The organism is Pseudomonas sp. TH21 (assembly GCF_016651025.1).
Lineage (GTDB): Bacteria > Pseudomonadota > Gammaproteobacteria > Pseudomonadales > Pseudomonadaceae > Aquipseudomonas > Aquipseudomonas aylmerensis.
In genome coordinates this window covers 1152760-1171017 of sequence record NZ_JAEKEQ010000001.1, presented here as the reverse complement: position 1 = coordinate 1171017, position 18258 = coordinate 1152760, and the positions used below count along the sequence as shown (strand labels likewise).

The 18258-nt window shown below is 61.5% G+C and carries 13 protein-coding genes; 9 read left to right on the top strand and 4 right to left on the bottom strand.

Annotation, left to right across the window (positions count from 1 at the left end; translation table 11 throughout):
• The first annotated feature begins 261 nt into the window (after positions 1-261).
• On the top strand, positions 262-1797 hold the full coding sequence (gene glpD, locus JFU04_RS05120) for a glycerol-3-phosphate dehydrogenase (protein ID WP_201143617.1): 1536 nt from the start codon (positions 262-264) through the stop codon (positions 1795-1797).
• 48 nt (positions 1798-1845) lie between these two features.
• On the opposite strand, the gene JFU04_RS05115 is transcribed toward glpD, so the two are convergent.
• On the bottom strand, positions 1846-2559 hold the full coding sequence (locus JFU04_RS05115; RefSeq protein WP_201143616.1) for a tetratricopeptide repeat protein: 714 nt from the start codon (positions 2557-2559) through the stop codon (positions 1846-1848).
• 124 nt (positions 2560-2683) lie between these two features.
• On the opposite strand from JFU04_RS05115, the gene JFU04_RS05110 reads away from it, so the two are divergent.
• The 8 genes from JFU04_RS05110 (at position 2684) to JFU04_RS05075 (ending at position 12408) form a co-directional block, all read left to right on the top strand.
• On the top strand, positions 2684-5002 hold the full coding sequence (locus JFU04_RS05110; protein WP_106805022.1) for a TonB-dependent receptor: 2319 nt from the start codon (positions 2684-2686) through the stop codon (positions 5000-5002).
• A gap of 380 nt (positions 5003-5382) precedes the next feature.
• A complete protein-coding gene (locus JFU04_RS05105) occupies positions 5383-6309 on the top strand; it encodes a glutamate/aspartate ABC transporter substrate-binding protein (protein WP_065906791.1) in 927 nt (308 codons plus the stop codon).
• Between the two features lie 193 nt (positions 6310-6502).
• On the top strand, positions 6503-7249 hold the full coding sequence (locus JFU04_RS05100) for an amino acid ABC transporter permease (protein ID WP_106805023.1): 747 nt from the start codon (positions 6503-6505) through the stop codon (positions 7247-7249).
• Positions 7249-7920, top strand: coding sequence for an amino acid ABC transporter permease (locus JFU04_RS05095; protein ID WP_065906795.1), 672 nt, complete (start codon positions 7249-7251; stop codon positions 7918-7920). Before JFU04_RS05100 ends, JFU04_RS05095 begins: the two co-directional genes overlap by 1 nt.
• Positions 7917-8651, top strand: a complete 735-nt coding sequence (locus tag JFU04_RS05090) for an amino acid ABC transporter ATP-binding protein (RefSeq protein WP_007916729.1) — start codon at positions 7917-7919, stop codon at positions 8649-8651. Before JFU04_RS05095 ends, JFU04_RS05090 begins: the two co-directional genes overlap by 4 nt.
• 172 nt (positions 8652-8823) lie before the next feature.
• The gene (locus tag JFU04_RS05085; RefSeq protein WP_065906797.1) at positions 8824-10725 is read left to right on the top strand and encodes a sensor histidine kinase; all 1902 of its coding nucleotides are present in this window, start codon (positions 8824-8826) and stop codon (positions 10723-10725) included.
• A complete protein-coding gene (locus tag JFU04_RS05080) occupies positions 10722-12059 on the top strand; it encodes a sigma-54-dependent transcriptional regulator (RefSeq protein WP_106805024.1) in 1338 nt (445 codons plus the stop codon). Before JFU04_RS05085 ends, JFU04_RS05080 begins: the two co-directional genes overlap by 4 nt.
• A 10-nt stretch (positions 12060-12069) precedes the next feature.
• The gene (locus tag JFU04_RS05075; protein ID WP_065906802.1) at positions 12070-12408 is read left to right on the top strand and encodes a GlpM family protein; all 339 of its coding nucleotides are present in this window, start codon (positions 12070-12072) and stop codon (positions 12406-12408) included.
• Between the two features lie 1279 nt (positions 12409-13687).
• On the opposite strand, the gene JFU04_RS05070 is transcribed toward JFU04_RS05075, so the two are convergent.
• The 3 genes from JFU04_RS05070 to JFU04_RS05060 are packed head-to-tail and all read right to left on the bottom strand — an operon-like array spanning position 13688 to position 17968.
• Positions 13688-15085, bottom strand: a complete 1398-nt coding sequence (locus tag JFU04_RS05070) for a sigma-54-dependent transcriptional regulator (protein ID WP_201143615.1) — start codon at positions 15083-15085, stop codon at positions 13688-13690.
• Positions 15075-16844 (bottom strand): HAMP domain-containing sensor histidine kinase, encoded by a 1770-nt coding sequence (locus tag JFU04_RS05065; protein WP_065906806.1) that lies wholly within the window; start codon positions 16842-16844, stop codon positions 15075-15077. Before JFU04_RS05065 ends, JFU04_RS05070 begins: the two co-directional genes overlap by 11 nt.
• Positions 16844-17968 (bottom strand): GNAT family N-acetyltransferase, encoded by a 1125-nt coding sequence (locus JFU04_RS05060; RefSeq protein ID WP_201143614.1) that lies wholly within the window; start codon positions 17966-17968, stop codon positions 16844-16846. Before JFU04_RS05060 ends, JFU04_RS05065 begins: the two co-directional genes overlap by 1 nt.
• Positions 17969-18258 lie beyond the last annotated feature (290 nt).

The window sequence follows — 18258 nt, the reverse complement described above, 5'->3', positions numbered from 1 at the left end:
CGCTCCCACATTTGACTGCGTAATTCCTGGCGAAATGCGATCACCTGTGGGAGCCCGGCTTGCCGGCGATAGCGCCTTGAGATCGCCATCGCCTGCAAACCGGGCTTCCACAGGTTTATGTTCACAAATTTTCCTTTTCCCGCCCTTCGATGAGTTTTTTCAATCGAAGTCGGGTGGCTGTGCGCGCGTTTATCAGCTACCATTTTCGCAAATGAACATTAATGTTCGAATTCCAATACGAAAAGATCGCGAGGCCAGCCGATGAACCCTTCTACCTTGCCTGCTGCACCGCTTGCCGAAGTCTATGACGTCGCCGTGATCGGCGGCGGGATCAATGGCGTCGGCATTGCAGCAGACGCAGCCGGGCGCGGTTTGTCGGTATTCCTTTGCGAAAAGGACGACCTCGCCAGCCACACCTCCTCCGCCAGCAGCAAGCTGATCCACGGCGGCCTGCGCTACCTCGAACATTACGAATTCCGCCTGGTGCGCGAAGCCCTGGCCGAACGTGAAGTGCTGCTGGCCAAGGCCCCGCACATCGTCAAGCAAATGCGTTTTGTCCTGCCGCATCGGCCGCACCTGCGTCCGGCGTGGATGATCCGCGCGGGCCTGTTCCTCTATGACCACCTGGGCAAGCGCGAGAAGCTGGCCGGCTCCAGAAGCCTCAAGTTCGGCGCCGACAGCCCGCTGAAAAGCGAAATCACCAAAGGCTTCGAATATTCCGACTGCTGGGTCGACGACGCCCGCCTGGTGGTGCTCAACGCCATGGCCGCGCGTGAAAAAGGCGCGCATATCCACACCCAGACGCGCTGCGTCAGCGCGCACCGCAGCAACGGCATGTGGGAAATGAACATGGAACGCGCCGACGGCAGCCTGTTCTCGATCCGCGCCCGCGCCCTGGTGAACGCGGCCGGCCCGTGGGTTGCCAAGTTCATCAAGGAAGACTTGAAGCTGGACTCGCCCTACGGCATCCGCCTGATCCAGGGCAGCCACTTGATCGTGCCGAAACTGTATGAAGGCGCCCACGCGCACATCCTGCAGAACGAAGACCAGCGCATTGTCTTCACCATTCCGTACCTGAATCACCTGACCATCATCGGCACCACCGACCGCGAATACACCGGCGACCCGGCGAAAGTGGCGATCACCGAAGGCGAAACCGACTACATGCTCAAGGTGGTCAACGCGCACTTCAAAAAGCAACTGAGCCGCGACGACATCGTCCACACCTACTCCGGTGTGCGCCCGCTGTGCAACGACGAGTCGGATAACCCGTCGGCGATCACCCGTGACTACACCCTGTCGCTGTCCGGCGGCACGGGCGAAGCACCGATCCTGTCGGTGTTCGGTGGCAAGCTGACCACCTACCGCAAACTTGCAGAGTCGGCGATGGCGCAATTGGCGCCGTACTTCACGCAGATGCGCCCGAGCTGGACCGCCACCGCGAGCCTGCCCGGCGGCGAGCACATGACCACGCCGGAAGCTCTGGCCGAGGCCATTCGCGCGAAGTTCGACTGGGTGCCAAGCGAGATAGCGCGCCGCTGGTCCACCACTTATGGCAGCCGGACCTGGCGCTTGCTCGAAGGCGTGCAATCGCTGGCCGATCTTGGTGACCACCTGGGTGGCGGCCTGTACACCCGCGAAGTGGATTATCTGTGCGCTGAAGAATGGGTGACCCAACCTCAGGACGTGCTGTGGCGGCGCACCAAGCTGGGCCTGTTCACCACGGCGCAGGAACAGGACAACGTGCAACGTTACCTGTCCAAGGTCGAGCAGAACCGCAAGATCGAAGCGGCCTGATCAACCGCTCGTAAAAAAGCCCCTGTGCCGTAAGGTCCAGGGGCTTTTTCATGCCTCGAGGGCCTGGCGCTGATAACGCAGCCCCATGTCCCGGATACCGGGCAAGGCCGACCCGAGCAGCACCGGGTAAGCCGCCAGCAGGAAGCCCAGCGTGGCGCCCACCAGCGCGCGCTCAAGCCAGACACAGGCCTGCGCCTCGTCGCCGGCTTCTGCCAACTCCGCCGCGTGGTTGTATTGCCCACGGAAATCACCGGCCTCGGCCGCGCGCTGGTACCACTGGCGTGCCAGCGGCACATCCCTGGGCACCACGACGCCCTCATGGTGGAAACGCCCGAGCAGGTTCATCGACTTGGCGTGCCCTTGGGCAGCCGCCTGCTGGAACAATTGGAACGACGCGGCCAGGTCTTGCTCGACGCCGCGGCCACGGGTCAGCAACTGACCGAAGTTGTACAGCCCCCAATCCAGGCCCAGATCGGCCGCCTGCCGGTAATGCCGTGCGGCCTGTTCCAGGTTGATCGCGTCGCCCCAGCCATGCTCCAGGCAACGGCCGATCATATTGATTGCCATCGGATGCCCCTGGCGCGCAGCAATCCGAAACCAACTGAGCGCCAAGGCCTGGTCCAGTTGGATGCCACGCCCCTCCAGCAGCAACTGGCCCAAGGTGGCTTGCGCGTCGGCATCCCCCAATTGTGCGGCGTGCATCACCCACCGTGCGTAGGCCCGGGGGTTACCGGCCAAATCAGAAGGCTCGGTGCTGTGCATTTGCGTCTCCCCACGGTGGATAAACTTACAAAACTTTCATGAAACATTACGTAACAATCTATTACATTTGAGATTGGTTATCAAACACGACCACATCTCAATCCTACTAACAAGAGACCATTCAATGACGACCGGCACCCGTTCCGCTCCCCTCTCCACGCGGCATCTGCTCGCATCGGCAGTGGGTTTGGCAGTGGCTGCGCAGGGAGGCTTCAGTTATGCGGGGGATGCCGCACCAGACGACAACACCGGGCCGATCCAGCTCGGCGCGACCAGCATCGAAGGCCAGGCGCAAAGTGCCTACAACCCGGTGGCACCGTCTTCACCCAAGTACACCGAAGCGCTGCGCGACACGCCGCAGACCATCACGGTGGTGCCCAAGGAAGTCATTCACGATCAAAACCTGCTGACCCTGCGCGACGTGCTCAGCACCGTGCCGGGCATCACATTCGGTGCCGGTGAAGGCGGCAGCGGCTATGGCGACAGCATCAACCTGCGCGGTTTTTCCGCCAGCGGCGATATCTACGTGGACGGCGTGCGCGACAGTGCGCAATACAGCCGCACCGACCCGTTCAACCTGGAGCAGGTCGAAGTCGTCAGCGGCGCCAGCTCGGTGTACTCGGGTTCGGGCGCTGTCGGCGGCACCATCAACCTCGTCACCAAGGCCCCGGAACTGCGCGACAAAACCACGATCAGCGCCGGCATCGGCACAGACAGCTACAAGCGCCTCACCCTGGACAGCAACCAGACACTTAATGACACGACGGCATTCCGCTTGAACCTGATGGCCCATGGTAACGACGTGCCTGGCCGCGATTATGAAGATTACTCGCGTTGGGGCATTGCCCCCTCGATCGCCTTCGGCCTCGGTACGCCGACGCGCGTGACCGTCAGTTATGAACATCAGAAAGATGACAACACGCCGCAATACGGCATCCCCATCTACAACGGCAAGCCGATGCCGGGCGTGGGCTGGAGCGACTATTACGGTTACCACAACATCAACGACCAGAACATCACCTCGGACGCGTTCAGCCTCAAGCTCGAACATGACTTCAACGATGCCGTGTCGGTCCGCAACTTCACCCGCGTCGAGCGCGTACGCCAGGAGCTGCGCGCCTCCGGCCCCGAAGGTGCGCAGGCCGGTTGCCTGGCCAGCGGCACCCAGATTACCGGTGCCCCCTGCCCCGCAGGCCTGAGCCCGGGCTTTTTCCAGCCAGCCGGTGGCTCATTGGGTAACGAGCGCAACACCCAGAACAAAATGTTCACCAACCAAACTGACGTGACCAGCCACTTCAGCACCGGCTTCATCGACCACACGCTGGTGACCGGCATCGCCATCAGCCGCGAGGAATACCAGGCCGATACCGGCAAGTGGCTGACGAACAGCAACGGCAGCACGATCGTGCCGCCGCCGGTCAGCTACAGCGATCCGAACTCCGACTGGACCGGCCCGGTCAACTTCACCCGCGCGGCCCACGTCGACGGAGCACTGAACAACCGCGCCGCCTATGCCTTCGATACGCTCAAGCTCAACCCGCAATGGGAAATCAATGGCGGCCTGCGTTACGAGCACAACGCCGGCAGTTCGGTGAGCAACGCCTATTCCAGCACCGGCGTGGAAACGCCCGGCGTGCGCTACGGCCAGGCAGACGACCTGACGTCCTACCGCCTGGCGCTGGTCTACAAGCCGGTGGAAAACGGCAGCTTCTATGTCGCCTATGGCAACAGCAAGACGCCGTCGCAAGCCAGCGTCAACGGTGGCTGCTACACCCCGGCCAAGACTTCCAGCACGGCCACCAACAACTGCAACGTCGCCCCGGAAACCGCCGTCAGTTATGAGATCGGCACCAAGTGGGACTTCCTCGACAATGCCTTGTCGGTCACCGGCGCGATCTTTCGCAATGACCGCACCAACTACAAAGTCGCCGATAACGACCCGAGCAACCTGAGTGGTACGCAAACCCTCGACGGCAAGGCGCGTGCCGATGGCGTGGCACTCGGCCTGAGCGGCGCGCTGACGGATCGCTGGAAGGTCTTCGCCAACTACACCTACCTCAACACCCGTGTACTGCGCAGCGCCAGCGACTACACCCTGGCAACCACCGGTATCGATGTGCAGAAAGGTGAACCGCTGACCTTCACCCCCAAGCATGCGGCCAGCCTCTGGACGGTGTACGACCTGCCATACGACTTCCAGGTGGGTTACGGCATCACGGCGCAGACCAAGCAGTACCTGGTCAGCGCCGCCGGGGCACCGACTGCGCCTGGCTATGCGGTGCAGCGTGCAATGCTCGGTTACAAGGTCAACAAGCAGCTCAACCTGCAGTTGAACGTCAACAACCTGTTCGACAAGGAGTACCTGACCCGCATCCGCAACAACGGTTGGGCGGTGCCTGGCGATGGGCGTGCGGCGGTGGTCTCGGCCGACTACACCTTCTGACAGCAGAACCTGCCGTCGATAGCCCTGTGAGGGCTGGCGCGCCTGCGATGCAGACACTGGGCAGATCAATAAGCCCGGTCGATGCCCTCGCAGGCGTGCTCGTTCCTACAGAAAATACTGACCCGCTGGCATTCGGTTTTCCGAACGACATACCCCCAACCATTCGGTTTGCCGGACCCAAGCCTTGAAAATACATCGTTACACAAAGTTAATACGCTTATAAATCAGCCGCTTAGCCTTTTAATTCGGGTATGGCACGACTCATGCTCTACACTTCCTGACGATTACCTGGGACGCCTTAGGAGCCGTCACGGGCATTCGCTGTACAAGAGAGCCGTTTAGCCGGCTTCATAAAAAAAACAAATGTCGAGGAAGTATTGATGCGCATCGTTCCCCATATCTTGGGCGCAGCTATCGCTGCTGCTCTGATCAGCACTCCAGTTTTCGCCGCCGAACTCACCGGCACACTGAAGAAAATCAACGACTCCGGCACCATCACTCTCGCTCACCGCGACAGCTCCATTCCGTTTTCCTACATCGCGGATGGTTCGGGCAAACCAGTGGGCTACTCCCACGACATTCAGCTGGCCATCGTTGAAGCCCTGAAAAAAGACCTGAACAAACCCGACCTGAAGACCAAGTACAACCTGGTCACCTCGCAAACCCGTATCCCGCTGATCCAGAACGGCACCGCGGATATCGAGTGCGGCTCCACCACCAATAACGCCGAACGTGCCCAGCAAGTCGACTTCACCGTCAACATCTTCGAAATCGGCACCCGCCTGCTGGTCAAGAAAGACAAGGATGGCAAGCCGTCCTACAGCGACTTTGCCGACCTGAAAGGCAAAAACGTCGTGACCACCGCCGGCACCACGTCCGAGCGCATCATCAAGGCGATGAACGCCGACAAGCAGATGGGCATGAACGTCATCTCCGCCAAGGACCACGGCGAGTCCTTCCAGATGCTGGAAAGCGGCCGCGCCGTTGCCTTCATGATGGACGACGCCCTGCTGGCCGGCGAAGAAGCCAAGGCCAAGAAGCCGGATGACTGGGTCATCACCGGTACTCCACAGTCGTTTGAAGCCTACGCGTGCATGGTTCGTAAAGACGATCCAGCGTTCAAGAAGGCTGTCGATGACGCCATCACCGGCCTGTACAAATCCGGCGAAATCAACAAGATCTACAGCAAGTGGTTCGAGAGCCCGATTCCACCAAAAGGCCTGAACCTGAACTTCCCGATGAGCGACAAGGTTAAGGATCTGATCGCTAACCCAAGCGACAAGCCAGCGCCTGACGTAAAAATCTGATTTCTGACTAACCTTATCTCCTGAGGGAGCAAACCTCCCTCAGGCGTCTGTTACTACCTGCTGGCTTTACTTTGGAACACTCGACCTGGCGGTTTTCGAGCCGATCGTGTGTGCCTGGCGTTCAACGTCAGGTGGGAAAGGATCTTCCCCAAGCGGGTGCTTGTACATCGATCGATCTCGAGGGGAGACCCTAATGAATTACAACTGGGACTGGGGCGTGTTCTTCAAGTCCACTGGCGTTGGCAGCGAGACTTATCTCGACTGGTACATCGCCGGCCTGGGCTGGACCATCGCCATCGCTGTCGTGGCATGGATTATCGCCTTGTTGCTGGGCTCCGTTCTGGGGGTCATGCGCACCGTGCCAAACCGCATCGTATCGGGCATCGCGACCTGCTACGTGGAACTGTTTCGTAACGTACCGCTGCTGGTCCAGCTGTTCATCTGGTATTTCCTGATACCCGACCTGCTGCCGCAGAACCTGCAAGACTGGTACAAACAAGACCTGAACCCGACCACCTCGGCCTACCTGAGCGTTGTCGTGTGCCTGGGCCTGTTCACTGCCGCCCGGGTGTGCGAGCAAGTGCGCACCGGCATCCAGGCGCTGCCACGTGGCCAGGAATCTGCCGCGCGCGCCATGGGCTTCAAGCTGCCGCAGATTTACTGGAACGTGCTGCTGCCCCAGGCCTACCGCATCATTATTCCGCCGCTTACCTCGGAATTCCTCAACGTGTTCAAGAACTCCTCCGTGGCGTCCTTGATCGGCTTGATGGAACTGCTGGCGCAAACCAAACAGACCGCCGAGTTCTCGGCCAACCTGTTTGAAGCCTTCACCCTGGCCACGCTGATCTACTTCACCCTGAACATGAGCCTGATGCTGCTCATGCGCCTGGTCGAGAAGAAAGTCGCGGTGCCCGGCCTGATCTCCGTGGGGGGTAAATAATGGACTTCGATTTCAGCGGCATCATCCCCGCCATCCCGGGCCTGTGGAACGGCATGGTCATGACCCTGCAGCTGATGGTCATGGGCGTGGTCGGCGGCATCGTCCTGGGCACGATCCTCGCGCTGATGCGCCTGTCGTCCAGCAAACTGCTGTCGCGCCTGGCCGGCGCCTATGTGAACTACTTCCGTTCGATCCCGCTGCTGCTGGTGATCACCTGGTTCTACCTGGCGGTGCCGTTCGTGCTGCGCTGGATCACCGGCGAAGACACCCCGATCGGCGCATTCACCTCCTGTGTCGTGGCCTTCATGATGTTCGAAGCCGCGTACTTCTGTGAGATCGTGCGGGCCGGCGTGCAGTCGATCCCCAAGGGCCAGATGGCGGCTGCACAGGCGATGGGCATGAGCTATGGCCAGACCATGCGCCTGATCATCCTGCCCCAGGCGTTCCGCAAGATGACCCCGCTGCTGCTGCAGCAGTCGATCATCCTGTTCCAGGACACCTCGCTGGTCTACACCGTGGGCCTGGTGGACTTCCTCAACTCCGCCCGTTCCAACGGCGACATCATTGGCCGCTCCAATGAGTTCCTGATCTTCGCCGGTGTCGTCTACTTCATCATCAGCTTTTCCGCCTCGCTGCTGGTCAAGCGTCTGCAAAAAAGGTTTGCCGTATGATCTCTATCAAGAACATCAACAAGTGGTATGGCGACTTCCAGGTGCTGACCGATTGCAGCACCGAGGTTAAAAAAGGCGAAGTGATCGTGGTGTGCGGGCCGTCGGGCTCGGGCAAATCCACCCTGATCAAGTGCGTCAACGCACTGGAACCGTTCCAGAAGGGCGACATCGTGGTCGACGGCACCTCCATCGCCGACCCGAAGACCAACCTGCCAAAACTGCGTTCGCGCGTGGGCATGGTGTTCCAGCACTTCGAACTGTTCCCGCACCTGACCATCACCGAAAACCTGACCATCGCGCAGATCAAGGTGCTGGGTCGTAGCAAGGAAGAAGCCACCAAGAAAGGCCTGCAATTGCTCGAGCGCGTCGGCCTGTCGGCACACGCCCACAAGCACCCTGGCCAGCTTTCCGGCGGCCAGCAGCAACGTGTAGCGATTGCCCGCGCCCTGGCCATGGACCCGATCGTCATGCTGTTCGACGAACCGACCTCGGCACTGGACCCGGAAATGGTCAACGAAGTGCTCGACGTAATGGTGCAACTGGCCCACGAAGGCATGACCATGATGTGCGTGACCCACGAAATGGGCTTCGCCCGCAAAGTGGCCGACCGCGTGATCTTCATGGACGCCGGCAAGATCATCGAAGACTGCCCGAAAGAAGAGTTCTTCGGCGACATCAGCGCCCGCTCCGAACGCGCGCAGCACTTCCTTGAGAAAATCCTGCAGCACTAAGCATTACAGCGCTTCCACTGTAGAAACCGGATCTATTGTGGGAGCGGGCTTGCTCGCGAATGCGGTCTTTCAGTCACTGAAGCATCCACTGACAGATCGCATTCGCGAGCAAGCCCGCTCCCACATTGGACCCCGCAGGCTGGCAAGCGCTGGTTGACCCAAGGCATCTGTGATGAAATGCGACCCCAACCAATTTCGCGCCGCACCGCCATCACTTGCCGTGAAACCTCGTCTGATTCGCCAACTGTTCCTGCCGCCGTTGATCATCGCCCTGATGATCGGCCTGGGTTATATCGGCTTCTGGGTCAGTGAGCACTACGGCATCCGCACTCTCAGCGACAACGGCGAACGCCAGTTGGAGCTGCATGCGCGCACCGTCGAAAGCGAACTCAGCAAATACACCTACCTGCCCAGCCTGCTGGAGCTGGAGTCCAGCGTCTCCAAGCTGCTCGCCGACCCCAACCAGGAGACCCGGCAGACAGTCAACGATTACCTCGAAGGCCTGAACCGACGCAGTCGCAGTCGGGCCATCTACGTGATGGACACCACCGGCCGCGTGCTGGCCACCAGTAACTGGCGCGATGCCGACAGTTACCAGGGTGAAGACCTGTCCTTCCGTGCCTATTTCCAGAATGCCGTACGCGGTCAGCCCGGGCGCTTTTATGGCATCGGCAGCACCAACGGCGAACCCGGCTACTACCTGGCCCATGGCTTGGAAGAACACGGCAAGATCATCGGCGTCGCCGTGGTCAAGGTGCGCCTCGAAGCCTTGGAAGAGCGCTGGCAGCGCGCGCGTCTCGAAGCATTTGTGAGCGACGAAAACGGCATCATCATCCTCTCCAGCGACCCGGCCCGCCGCCTCAAGGCCGTGCGCCCGCTCAGCGATGACACCAAGGAACGCCTGGCCCACAGCCTGCAATATTACTGGGCGACGCTGAACGAGTTGGAGCCGCTGGCCCGCGAGCGTATCAACGAAGGCACCGAGAAACTGACCTTCCCCGCCAACAGCGAAGTGGTGAACGACGAGCACGAGGTCAGCTACCTCGCGCAAACCCGTCCGCTCAACGACACGCCGTGGAATTTCACCCTGCTCACCCCACTCAACGACCTGCGCCGCGCGGCGATCAACCAGGGCATCCTGGTGGCCGTGGCCTTTGGCCTGGTGGCCTTCCTGCTGATTGCCTGGAACGAGCGGCGCAAGGTCATCGCCACTCGCCTGGCCGCGCGCGAAGCGCTGCAGGAAGCCAACAGCCAGCTGGAACGCCGGATTGCCGAGCGCACCGCCGACTTGCGCGCCAGCAATGAACGGCTCAAGAGCCAGATCCGCGAACGCCGCCAGGCCGAAGAGACCCTGCGCCGCGCCCAGGATGAACTGGTGCAGGCCGGCAAGCTCGCCGCCATCGGCCAGATGTCCACCAGCATCGCCCACGAACTGAACCAGCCGCTGGCCGCGCTGCGCACATTGTCCGGCAACACCGTGCGCTTCCTCGAACGCGGCGCGCTGGACACCGCCAGCGCCAACCTCAAGACCATCAACGAACTGATCGACCGCATGGGTCGCATCACCGCCAGCCTGCGCTCCTTTGCGCGGCGCGGCGACGACCAGGGCGAAGCCAGCCTGGGCAAGGCGGTCGACGCGGCGTTCCAGGTCATGGGCGCACGCCTGGACAACCTGTCGCTGACCCTGCACCGCGACTTCGCGCCGGCCCAGTTGCAGATCGACCAGACACGCCTGGAACAGATCCTGGTCAACCTGATCGGCAATGCCCTCGACGCCATGCAAGCGCAACCGGCCCCCGAACTGTGGCTGGAAGGCAGCGCCGCCGACGGTAAATACCGCCTGCTGGTACGTGACAACGGCCACGGCATCGACGCTGAGGCCCGCAAGCATTTATTCGAACCGTTCTTCACCACCAAGCCCGGCGAGCAAGGCCTGGGCCTGGGCCTGACCCTGTCCGCCAGCCTCGCGGCGGCCACCGGCGGCAACCTCGCCGTCGAACACCCGGCCAGTGGTGGTACTGCCTTTGTCCTGTGCCTGCCGCTGGTGGGCGCTCAACATGTTGAGTCGACATGAATACAGATCCGAAAGACCTCACCGTCCTGATCGTCGAAGACGACCCGCATGTGCTGCTCGGCTGCCAGCAGGCCCTGGCGCTGGAAGATATTCCCAGCGTCGGCGTGGGCAGCGCCGAAGAGGCGTTGAAGCGCATCGGCGAGAACTTCGCCGGCATTGTCATCAGCGATATTCGCCTGCCGGGCATCGACGGCCTGGAGCTGCTCACGCGCCTCAAGGCCCTGGATAAAAGCCTGCCGGTGGTGTTGATCACCGGGCATGGCGACATCTCCATGGCGGTGGGCGCGATGCGCAACGGCGCCTATGACTTCATGGAAAAACCCTTCTCTCCCGAGCGCCTGGTCGACGTCGCCCGCCGCGCCCTGGAGCAACGCGGGCTGGCACGCGAAGTCTGGTCGCTGCGCCGCCAGTTGGCCGAGCGCGACTCGCTGGAAGGCCGCATCATCGGCCGATCACCGGCCATGCAGAACCTGCGCGAGCTGATCGCCAACGTCGCCGACACTTCGGCCAACGTGTTGATCGAAGGCGAGACCGGCACCGGCAAGGAGCTGGTGGCGCGCTGCCTGCATGATTTCAGCCGACGCCACGACCACCAGTTTGTCGCGCTGAACTGCGGCGGCCTGCCGGAGAACCTCTTCGAGAGCGAGATCTTCGGCCACGAAGCCAACGCCTTCACCGGTGCCGGCAAGCGCCGTATCGGCAAGATCGAGCACGCCCATGAAGGCACGCTGTTCCTTGATGAAGTGGAAAGCATGCCGATCAACCTGCAGATCAAATTGCTGCGGGTCCTGCAGGAGCGCACCCTCGAACGCCTGGGCTCGAACCAGAGCGTGGCCGTGGATTGCCGCGTGATCGCCGCCACCAAGTCCGACCTGGATGAACTGAGCCGCGCCAACCAGTTCCGCAGCGACCTGTATTACCGCCTCAACGTGGTGACCCTGGAGTTGCCGCCCCTGCGCGAACGCCGTGAAGACATCCTGCAACTGTTCGAGCACTTCCTGCAGCAGTCGTCCCTGCGCTTTGATCGCGCGGCACCGGAGCTGGACAACCAGACCGTCTCGAGCCTGATGAGCCATGACTGGCCCGGCAACGTGCGCGAACTGCGCAACGTCGCCGAACGCTTCGCCCTCGGCCTGCCCGCCTTCAAGAAGAGCGGCGCGAGCAGCGGCAGCCATGGCCTGGCCTTCACCGAAGCAGTGGAAGCCTTTGAACGCAACCTGCTCAACGATGCCCTGCAACGCAGCGGCGGCAACCTGACCCAGGCCAGCCAGGAATTGGGGATGGCCAAGACCACCCTGTTCGACAAGGTCAAGAAATATGGCTTGAGCCACTAAGGAGCGCGTTGTGGATCTGGTATTGAAGGCCGCCCTCGGCGCGGCAGTGGTATTGATATTGGCTGCATTGGCCAAGACCAAAAACTATTACATCGCCGGGTTGGTGCCGCTGTTTCCGACCTTTGCGCTGATCGCCCACTACATCGTCGGCAAGGGCCGTTCGCTGGACGACTTGAAGACCACGATCCTGTTCGGGATGTGGTCGATCATTCCTTACTTTGTGTACCTGGCGACGTTGTATCTGATGGTCGATCGGATGCGCCTGGAAGCATCACTCGCCGTGGCGGCGGTGGCGTGGCTGATGGCGGCGACAATATTGGTCAGCATCTGGGTGCGCATTCACGCCTGACCCAACCCGATCAAAATCTGCAGGCGCTGGCTTGCCTGCGATAGCGGTGTATCCGCCAACTCAGCTGACAAAGACATACCGCCATCGCAGGCAAGCCAGCTCCCACATCTGGATCGGGGGCTACAGAAAGATCAGCGCACGATCTTGTCGACCTGGATGCCCAGCTTTTTCAGGCGGTACCAGAAGCTGCGCTCGGATATCCCGATTCCGCCGCCGCGCATTCACACCTGACTCTACCCGATCCAAATGTGGGAGCTGGCTTGCCTGCGATAGCGGTGTACCCGCCAACTCAGCTGACACAGACATACCGCCATCGCAGGCAAGCCAGCTCCCACATCTGGATCGGTGGCTACAGAGAGATCAGCGCACGATCTTGTCGACCTGGATGCCCAGCTTTTTCAGGCGGTACCAGAAGCTGCGCTCGGATATCCCGATTCCGCCGCCGCGCATTCACACCTGACCCAACCCGATCAAAACTGTAGGAGCTGGCTTGCCTGCGATAGCGGTGTACCCGCCAACTCAGCTGACAAAGACATACCGCCATCGCAGGCAGGCCTGCTCCCACATCTGGATCGGTGGCTCAAGAGAGATCAGCGCACGATCTTATCGACCTGGATGCCCAGCTTTTTCAGGCGGTACCAGAAGCTGCGCTCGGATATCCCGATTCCGCCGCCGCGCATTCACGCCTGACCCAACACGATCAAAACTGTGGGAGCTGGCTTGCCTGCGATAGCGGTGTACCCGCCAACTCAGCTGACACAGACATACCGCCATCGCAGGCAAGCCAGCTCCCACATCTGGATCGGTGGCTACAGAGAGATCAGCGCACGATCTTGTCGACCTGGATGCCCAGCTTTTTCAGGCGGTACCAGAAGCTGCGCTCGGATATCCCGATTCCGCCGCCGCGCATTCACGCCTGACTCAACCCGATCAAAATGTGGGAGCTGGCTTGCCTGCGATAGCGGTCTACCCGCCAACTCATCTGGCACAGACATACCGCCATCGCAGGCAAACCAGCTCCCACATCTGGATCGGTGGCTACAGAGAGATCAGCGCACGATCTTGTCGACCTGGATGCCCAGCTTTTTCAGGCGGTACCAGAAGCTGCGCTCGGATATCCCGATTCCGCCGCCGCGCATTCACACCTGACCCAACCCGATCAAAACTGTAGGAGCTGGCTTGCCTGCGATAGCGGTGTACCCGCCAACTCAGCTGACAAAGACATACCGCCATCGCAGGCAGGCCTGCTCCCACATCTGGATCGGTGGCTCAAGAGAGATCAGCGCACGATCTTATCGACCTGGATGCCCAGCTTTTTCAGGCGGTACCAGAAGCTGCGCTCGGATATCCCGATCTTCGCCGCCGCTGCGGCCTGCACACCGTTGCTTTCATTCAGAGCCGCCAGAATGTAGGTTTTCTCGACTTCGGCCAGGGCCGCGTCCAGGTCAGCAGGCACGCCTGGTGTGTCATCCAGCAGCGCGGTGACGCTGCCTTCGCCAGGCCGGGAAGCAAACAGGTACGCCGGCAGGTCGATATCCTCGATCACCGGCGAGGCCGCCACGATGGTCGCGCGCTCCACACAGTTTTGCAGTTCGCGAATATTCCCCGGCCAGTGATAGGCGGCCATGGCCTGCAGCGCCTCCGGGCTGAAGCCGGTGATGCGTTTACCCGCGGTAGCACTCAGGGTCTGGGCGAAGTGGCGGGCCAGCGGCACGATATCTTCGGCGCGCTCGCGCAGCGCCGGCAGCGGAATCGGGAAGACATTGAGGCGGTAATACAGGTCTTCGCGAAACTCTTTATTGGCCACCGCATCGAGCAGGTTCTTGTTGGTGGCGGCAATCACCCGCACGTCCACCTTGCGCTCGCGCGGGTCACCCACCGGTTCGATCACCCGCTCCTGCAACGCCCGCAGAATCTTGGCCTGCAGCGCCAGCGGCATGTCGCCCACTTCATCGAGAAACAGCGTGCCCTTGTCGGCCTGCTGGAAGCGTCCGACCCGGTCAGTCACGGCGCCGGTAAAGGCGCCCTTGCGATGACCGAACATCTCGCTTTCCAGCAAGCCCTCGGGAATGGCGGCGCAGTTGACCGCCACGAACGGTTTGTCGGCGCGGCTACCGTGCTTGTGGATGGCGCGGGCCACCATTTCCTTGCCGGTGCCGCTTTCACCGGTCAGCAGCACGGTAGCAGCGCTGTCGCGCACCGAATCCACCGCCTGCAGCACTTTGCGAAACGCCGGGCTGTCGCCGACCAGGCTGTCGAATTGCGCGTGCTCGTCCAGCTCGGCGCGCATGCGCGCGTTGTCGCGCATGATCTCGCGAAACTGCAGGGCCTTGGCCACGGTGATGTCCAGCTCGTCGATATCGAACGGCTTGGCGATGTAGTCATAGGCGCCGTTGCGCATCGACTGCACGGCGTTTTTCACCGTGCTGTAGGCGGTCATCACAATCACCGGCACCTGGGGGTAGCGCACCTTGATCTCCGCCAACAGGGCCGGCCCGTCCATGCCCGGCATGCGCCAGTCGCTGATCACCAGGTCGATGTCTTCCTGCTCCAGCACCTTGAGCGCGTGCAGGCCATTACCGGCAATGAACACCTGCACGTGGTTCTGGCCCAGGGCCGAGGCCAGCAGGTCGCAGAGCTTGGGTTCGTCGTCGACTACCAGAATGTTATGCGTCATGACTGTCCTCGTCGTCTTCGCCAATCGCCGGAATGTACAGGCTGAAGGTGGCGCCGGCATCTTTCTCACTGGTGCATTCGATGCTGCCGTCGTGACTTTCCATGATCGAATAGACTTTTGCCAGGCCCAGGCCAGTGCCGGAGGCCTTGGTGGTGACAAACGGCGTGAAGATGCGCTCGATCATCTCCGCCGGGATCCCCTGGCCGGTGTCGCCGATGCTGATCAGGGTATTGTCGCCGACGCTGCGAATGCCCAGGGTCAGGCGGCCGCCTTCGGGCATGGCATCGATGGCGTTGAGAATCAGGTTGAGGCAGGCCTGCTTGAGCTGCTTGGCGTCCGCGTAGATCGTCGCCCCCGGCGCCTGGTCGTCGATCTGTGCATCAATGTTATGGGTGGCCAGTTCCGGCGAGCAGAAGCCCAGGATCTCCTCCACCAGCGGCCGGGCCGGCTGCAGTACACGCAGTGGCGGGTTGGGCTTGGCGAAATCGAGGAACTCGGTGATCAGGTCGTTGATGCGGCTGACTTCGCTGATCACGTACTCCAGGTGGCGCTTATCGGACTCGGCCAGGTCGGCGCGGCGGTGCAGCAACTGGGTGGCGGTCTTGATGATACCCAGCGGGTTGCGGATTTCGTGGGCCAGGCCCATGGCGACTTCGCCCAGGGCGTGCAGGCGATCACGGCGGCGCAACTGGGCCTCGAGGTGATGCAACTCGCCGAGGCGCTCGGTCATGTGGTTGAAGGTGCTGCTCAACTGCGCCAGTTCGTCGCCACCGCTGACCAGCACCCGGTGCTCGTAGTTGCCCGAAATCACCGCGTCCACGCCCTGGGACAAATCCCGCAGCGGCTTGGTCAGGCGCCGCGACACCAACACCCCGGCCGCCAGCGACAGCGCCGAGCTGAGCAGGAAAATCAGCACGAACAGGTTGCTCTGGTTCACCAGCCCGACCAGGCTGGTGTGGCGCAGCAGGCCGCTGAAGATCACGCCTTGCAGGTCGCCGGCATCGTTGAAGATCGGCCAGTACAGACCGCTGTAGTTATTGGTGAACTGCTCGCTGGGCTGCTTGGTGCTGCGCATCGCGGCTTCGACATTTTTCGGGATGCGCGAAGGGTGATCCTCGAAACGCTGGGTCGAGAAGATCTCCGAGAAACCGTCGGGGTTAGCCAGGTACAAGCGCAAATCCAGCGAATGCACATCGGCCACGCTGGTCAGGAAGCTGCTGTCCAGGTAAGTGGCCACGAGCAGCAGGTAGTCGACACCCTCCTGGGTGGTTTCGAAGGTCGACACCACCAGGCCCGTACTCACCCCCGCCACCTTGACCGTCTGCAGCACCGCGTTGCTGGTCAGGTCGATCTGTTTGACGACATCGTCGGCCGCCGTGCTGAACACCACTTTGTGGTCACTGACTCGAATCAGCGCGACCACGTCGATATCAGTGGCATCGGCGATGTCGGCGGTGAGCCGGTCGTGCTTGGCCGCCTGCTTGTTCGACGGCGGGCTGGTGTAGCGCAGGAACAGTTTGGCCATGCGCGCGTTGTCATGAAGGATGTCGCCGATTTCGTCCTTGACGATCTTGGTCGACTCTTGCAGCCAGATCCGCACGTTGCTGTCGAAAATCTGCGACAGCGTGGTCGCCGCCAGTTCGGCCGCGATCATGGTGGGAATGACGCTGACCAGCCAAAACGCCAGCACCAGCTTGCGCTGGACGCTCCAACGCGAAATGGCAAAGGGGCGGGCTTTCTGGCGGGTCTTGGTGATCATCAGGTTTCGCTTATCGCAGCAGCCATGGCAGGGTCGGAACGATCCGGTCGGAGGTACATCTTCACAAGTTTGAGCAGGCCGTTGACCAGCCGATTACGGTGACGGAAAAACAGGTTGTTGCCGCGGAATTCGCACCCCAGGCGCAGCTTACTGGCATAGCCCTCCTGGCCGCATTCATACACGGGGATATTGTGCTGAATACAATAGTCGACATTGGTCAGCCAACACCTGAAGTACAGGTTGTACTCACGGCTGAACTCACGGTCATGCCCGAAAAACTTGTCGACCAAGCGGTGCTGATCCACCAGCATCAGGTTGAACGCCACCAGGCGCTCGTCCACCCAATAAAGTGCACAGACCGCACGTTTTTCAAGCCGTTCAAGGATACCGGTGAAGTAACTCGCCGGCAGGCGTTCGAACTGTAAATCCGCGCGGCTGAGCGTGTCTTCATACAGGCGCATCACCTGCGGCAACACGTCGTCTATGTTGTGCCGCCATTCCACCCGTGGCCCCGGCGCACGCAGTTTACGGCGCAGGTCCTTGCGGGTCGATTTGCACAGCGACCCCAGGTAGGCGTCCACCGAACCGTAAGGCACCGTCAGCCAGCCGCTGGGCAGGCTCGGCATGCTCTGAAATCCGGCAACTCGGCAACTGGCGGCAAACTGCGTATCGTGGGTGGGCACATCCTTGACCGCCACCAGGCCGATGCCGAATGCGTTGGCGTCCTGGCGCGCGGCCTTGAGTACGTGCGTGATCATCAGCGGGCGCCGCGCCTCGGGCACGCTACTGGCAATGCCCGCATCACAGCGCTCGGCCACCGGAGAGCCGATGGCATACAACGGCAACTGCAAAACACCCGGCCACAGTCGCTCCAGGCGCTCGGTAAAGCGCTTGCCGGTGCCCGACACCGTGGTGTCGAGTCGATACTGCGTGATGAACGCGGGCGCAACCGCCACCAGCGACCCGCTGTCGTAGACCGCCAGGTAACGCCATTTGAAATCATCAATGGCCGCGTTTTCCACGGCCACGTAAAAGTCCCAATCCTCCAGTGCACCGGGAAAACAGTCGTTCCAGGCACTGCGCTGGATGGCCCGGATGGTCGAGAAGGCTTGGGCGGTGATCACGGATTTCCCTTTTTCTATTTCTTGAGCGAGCCGGCCTGTGGTCATGATCGGGCGTGGTGTGGCAGCAATCCTCTCGTGGCAACCGCTCTATTGTGGCGAGCGGGCTTGCCCCGCGTTGGGCGGCGAAGCCGCCCCAAATCCAGCCACCCCAGCCCTAACGGGAAGCATGCAGTGTCAGCGAGGGGGCGGCTTCGCCACCCAACGCGGGGCAAGCCCGCTCGCCACGAGAAGCAGGTTCACCGTGGAAAACATGTTCAGTATGAGCAGCAGGTTCAGCCTGGAAAACAGCT

Bases quoted from the DNA above. Each gene is read 5' to 3' on its own strand.
- glpD (WP_201143617.1), top strand. From the start codon at position 262: ATGAACCCTTCTACCTTGCCTGCTGCACCGCTTGCCGAAGTCTATGAC.
- JFU04_RS05115 (WP_201143616.1), bottom strand. From the start codon at position 2,559: ATGCACAGCACCGAGCCTTCTGATTTGGCCGGTAACCCCCGGGCCTAC.
- JFU04_RS05110 (WP_106805022.1), top strand. From the start codon at position 2,684: ATGACGACCGGCACCCGTTCCGCTCCCCTCTCCACGCGGCATCTGCTC.
- JFU04_RS05105 (WP_065906791.1), top strand. From the start codon at position 5,383: ATGCGCATCGTTCCCCATATCTTGGGCGCAGCTATCGCTGCTGCTCTG.
- JFU04_RS05100 (WP_106805023.1), top strand. From the start codon at position 6,503: ATGAATTACAACTGGGACTGGGGCGTGTTCTTCAAGTCCACTGGCGTT.
- JFU04_RS05095 (WP_065906795.1), top strand. From the start codon at position 7,249: ATGGACTTCGATTTCAGCGGCATCATCCCCGCCATCCCGGGCCTGTGG.
- JFU04_RS05090 (WP_007916729.1), top strand. From the start codon at position 7,917: ATGATCTCTATCAAGAACATCAACAAGTGGTATGGCGACTTCCAGGTG.
- JFU04_RS05085 (WP_065906797.1), top strand. From the start codon at position 8,824: ATGAAATGCGACCCCAACCAATTTCGCGCCGCACCGCCATCACTTGCC.
- JFU04_RS05080 (WP_106805024.1), top strand. From the start codon at position 10,722: ATGAATACAGATCCGAAAGACCTCACCGTCCTGATCGTCGAAGACGAC.
- JFU04_RS05070 (WP_201143615.1), bottom strand. From the start codon at position 15,085: ATGACGCATAACATTCTGGTAGTCGACGACGAACCCAAGCTCTGCGAC.
- JFU04_RS05065 (WP_065906806.1), bottom strand. From the start codon at position 16,844: ATGATCACCAAGACCCGCCAGAAAGCCCGCCCCTTTGCCATTTCGCGT.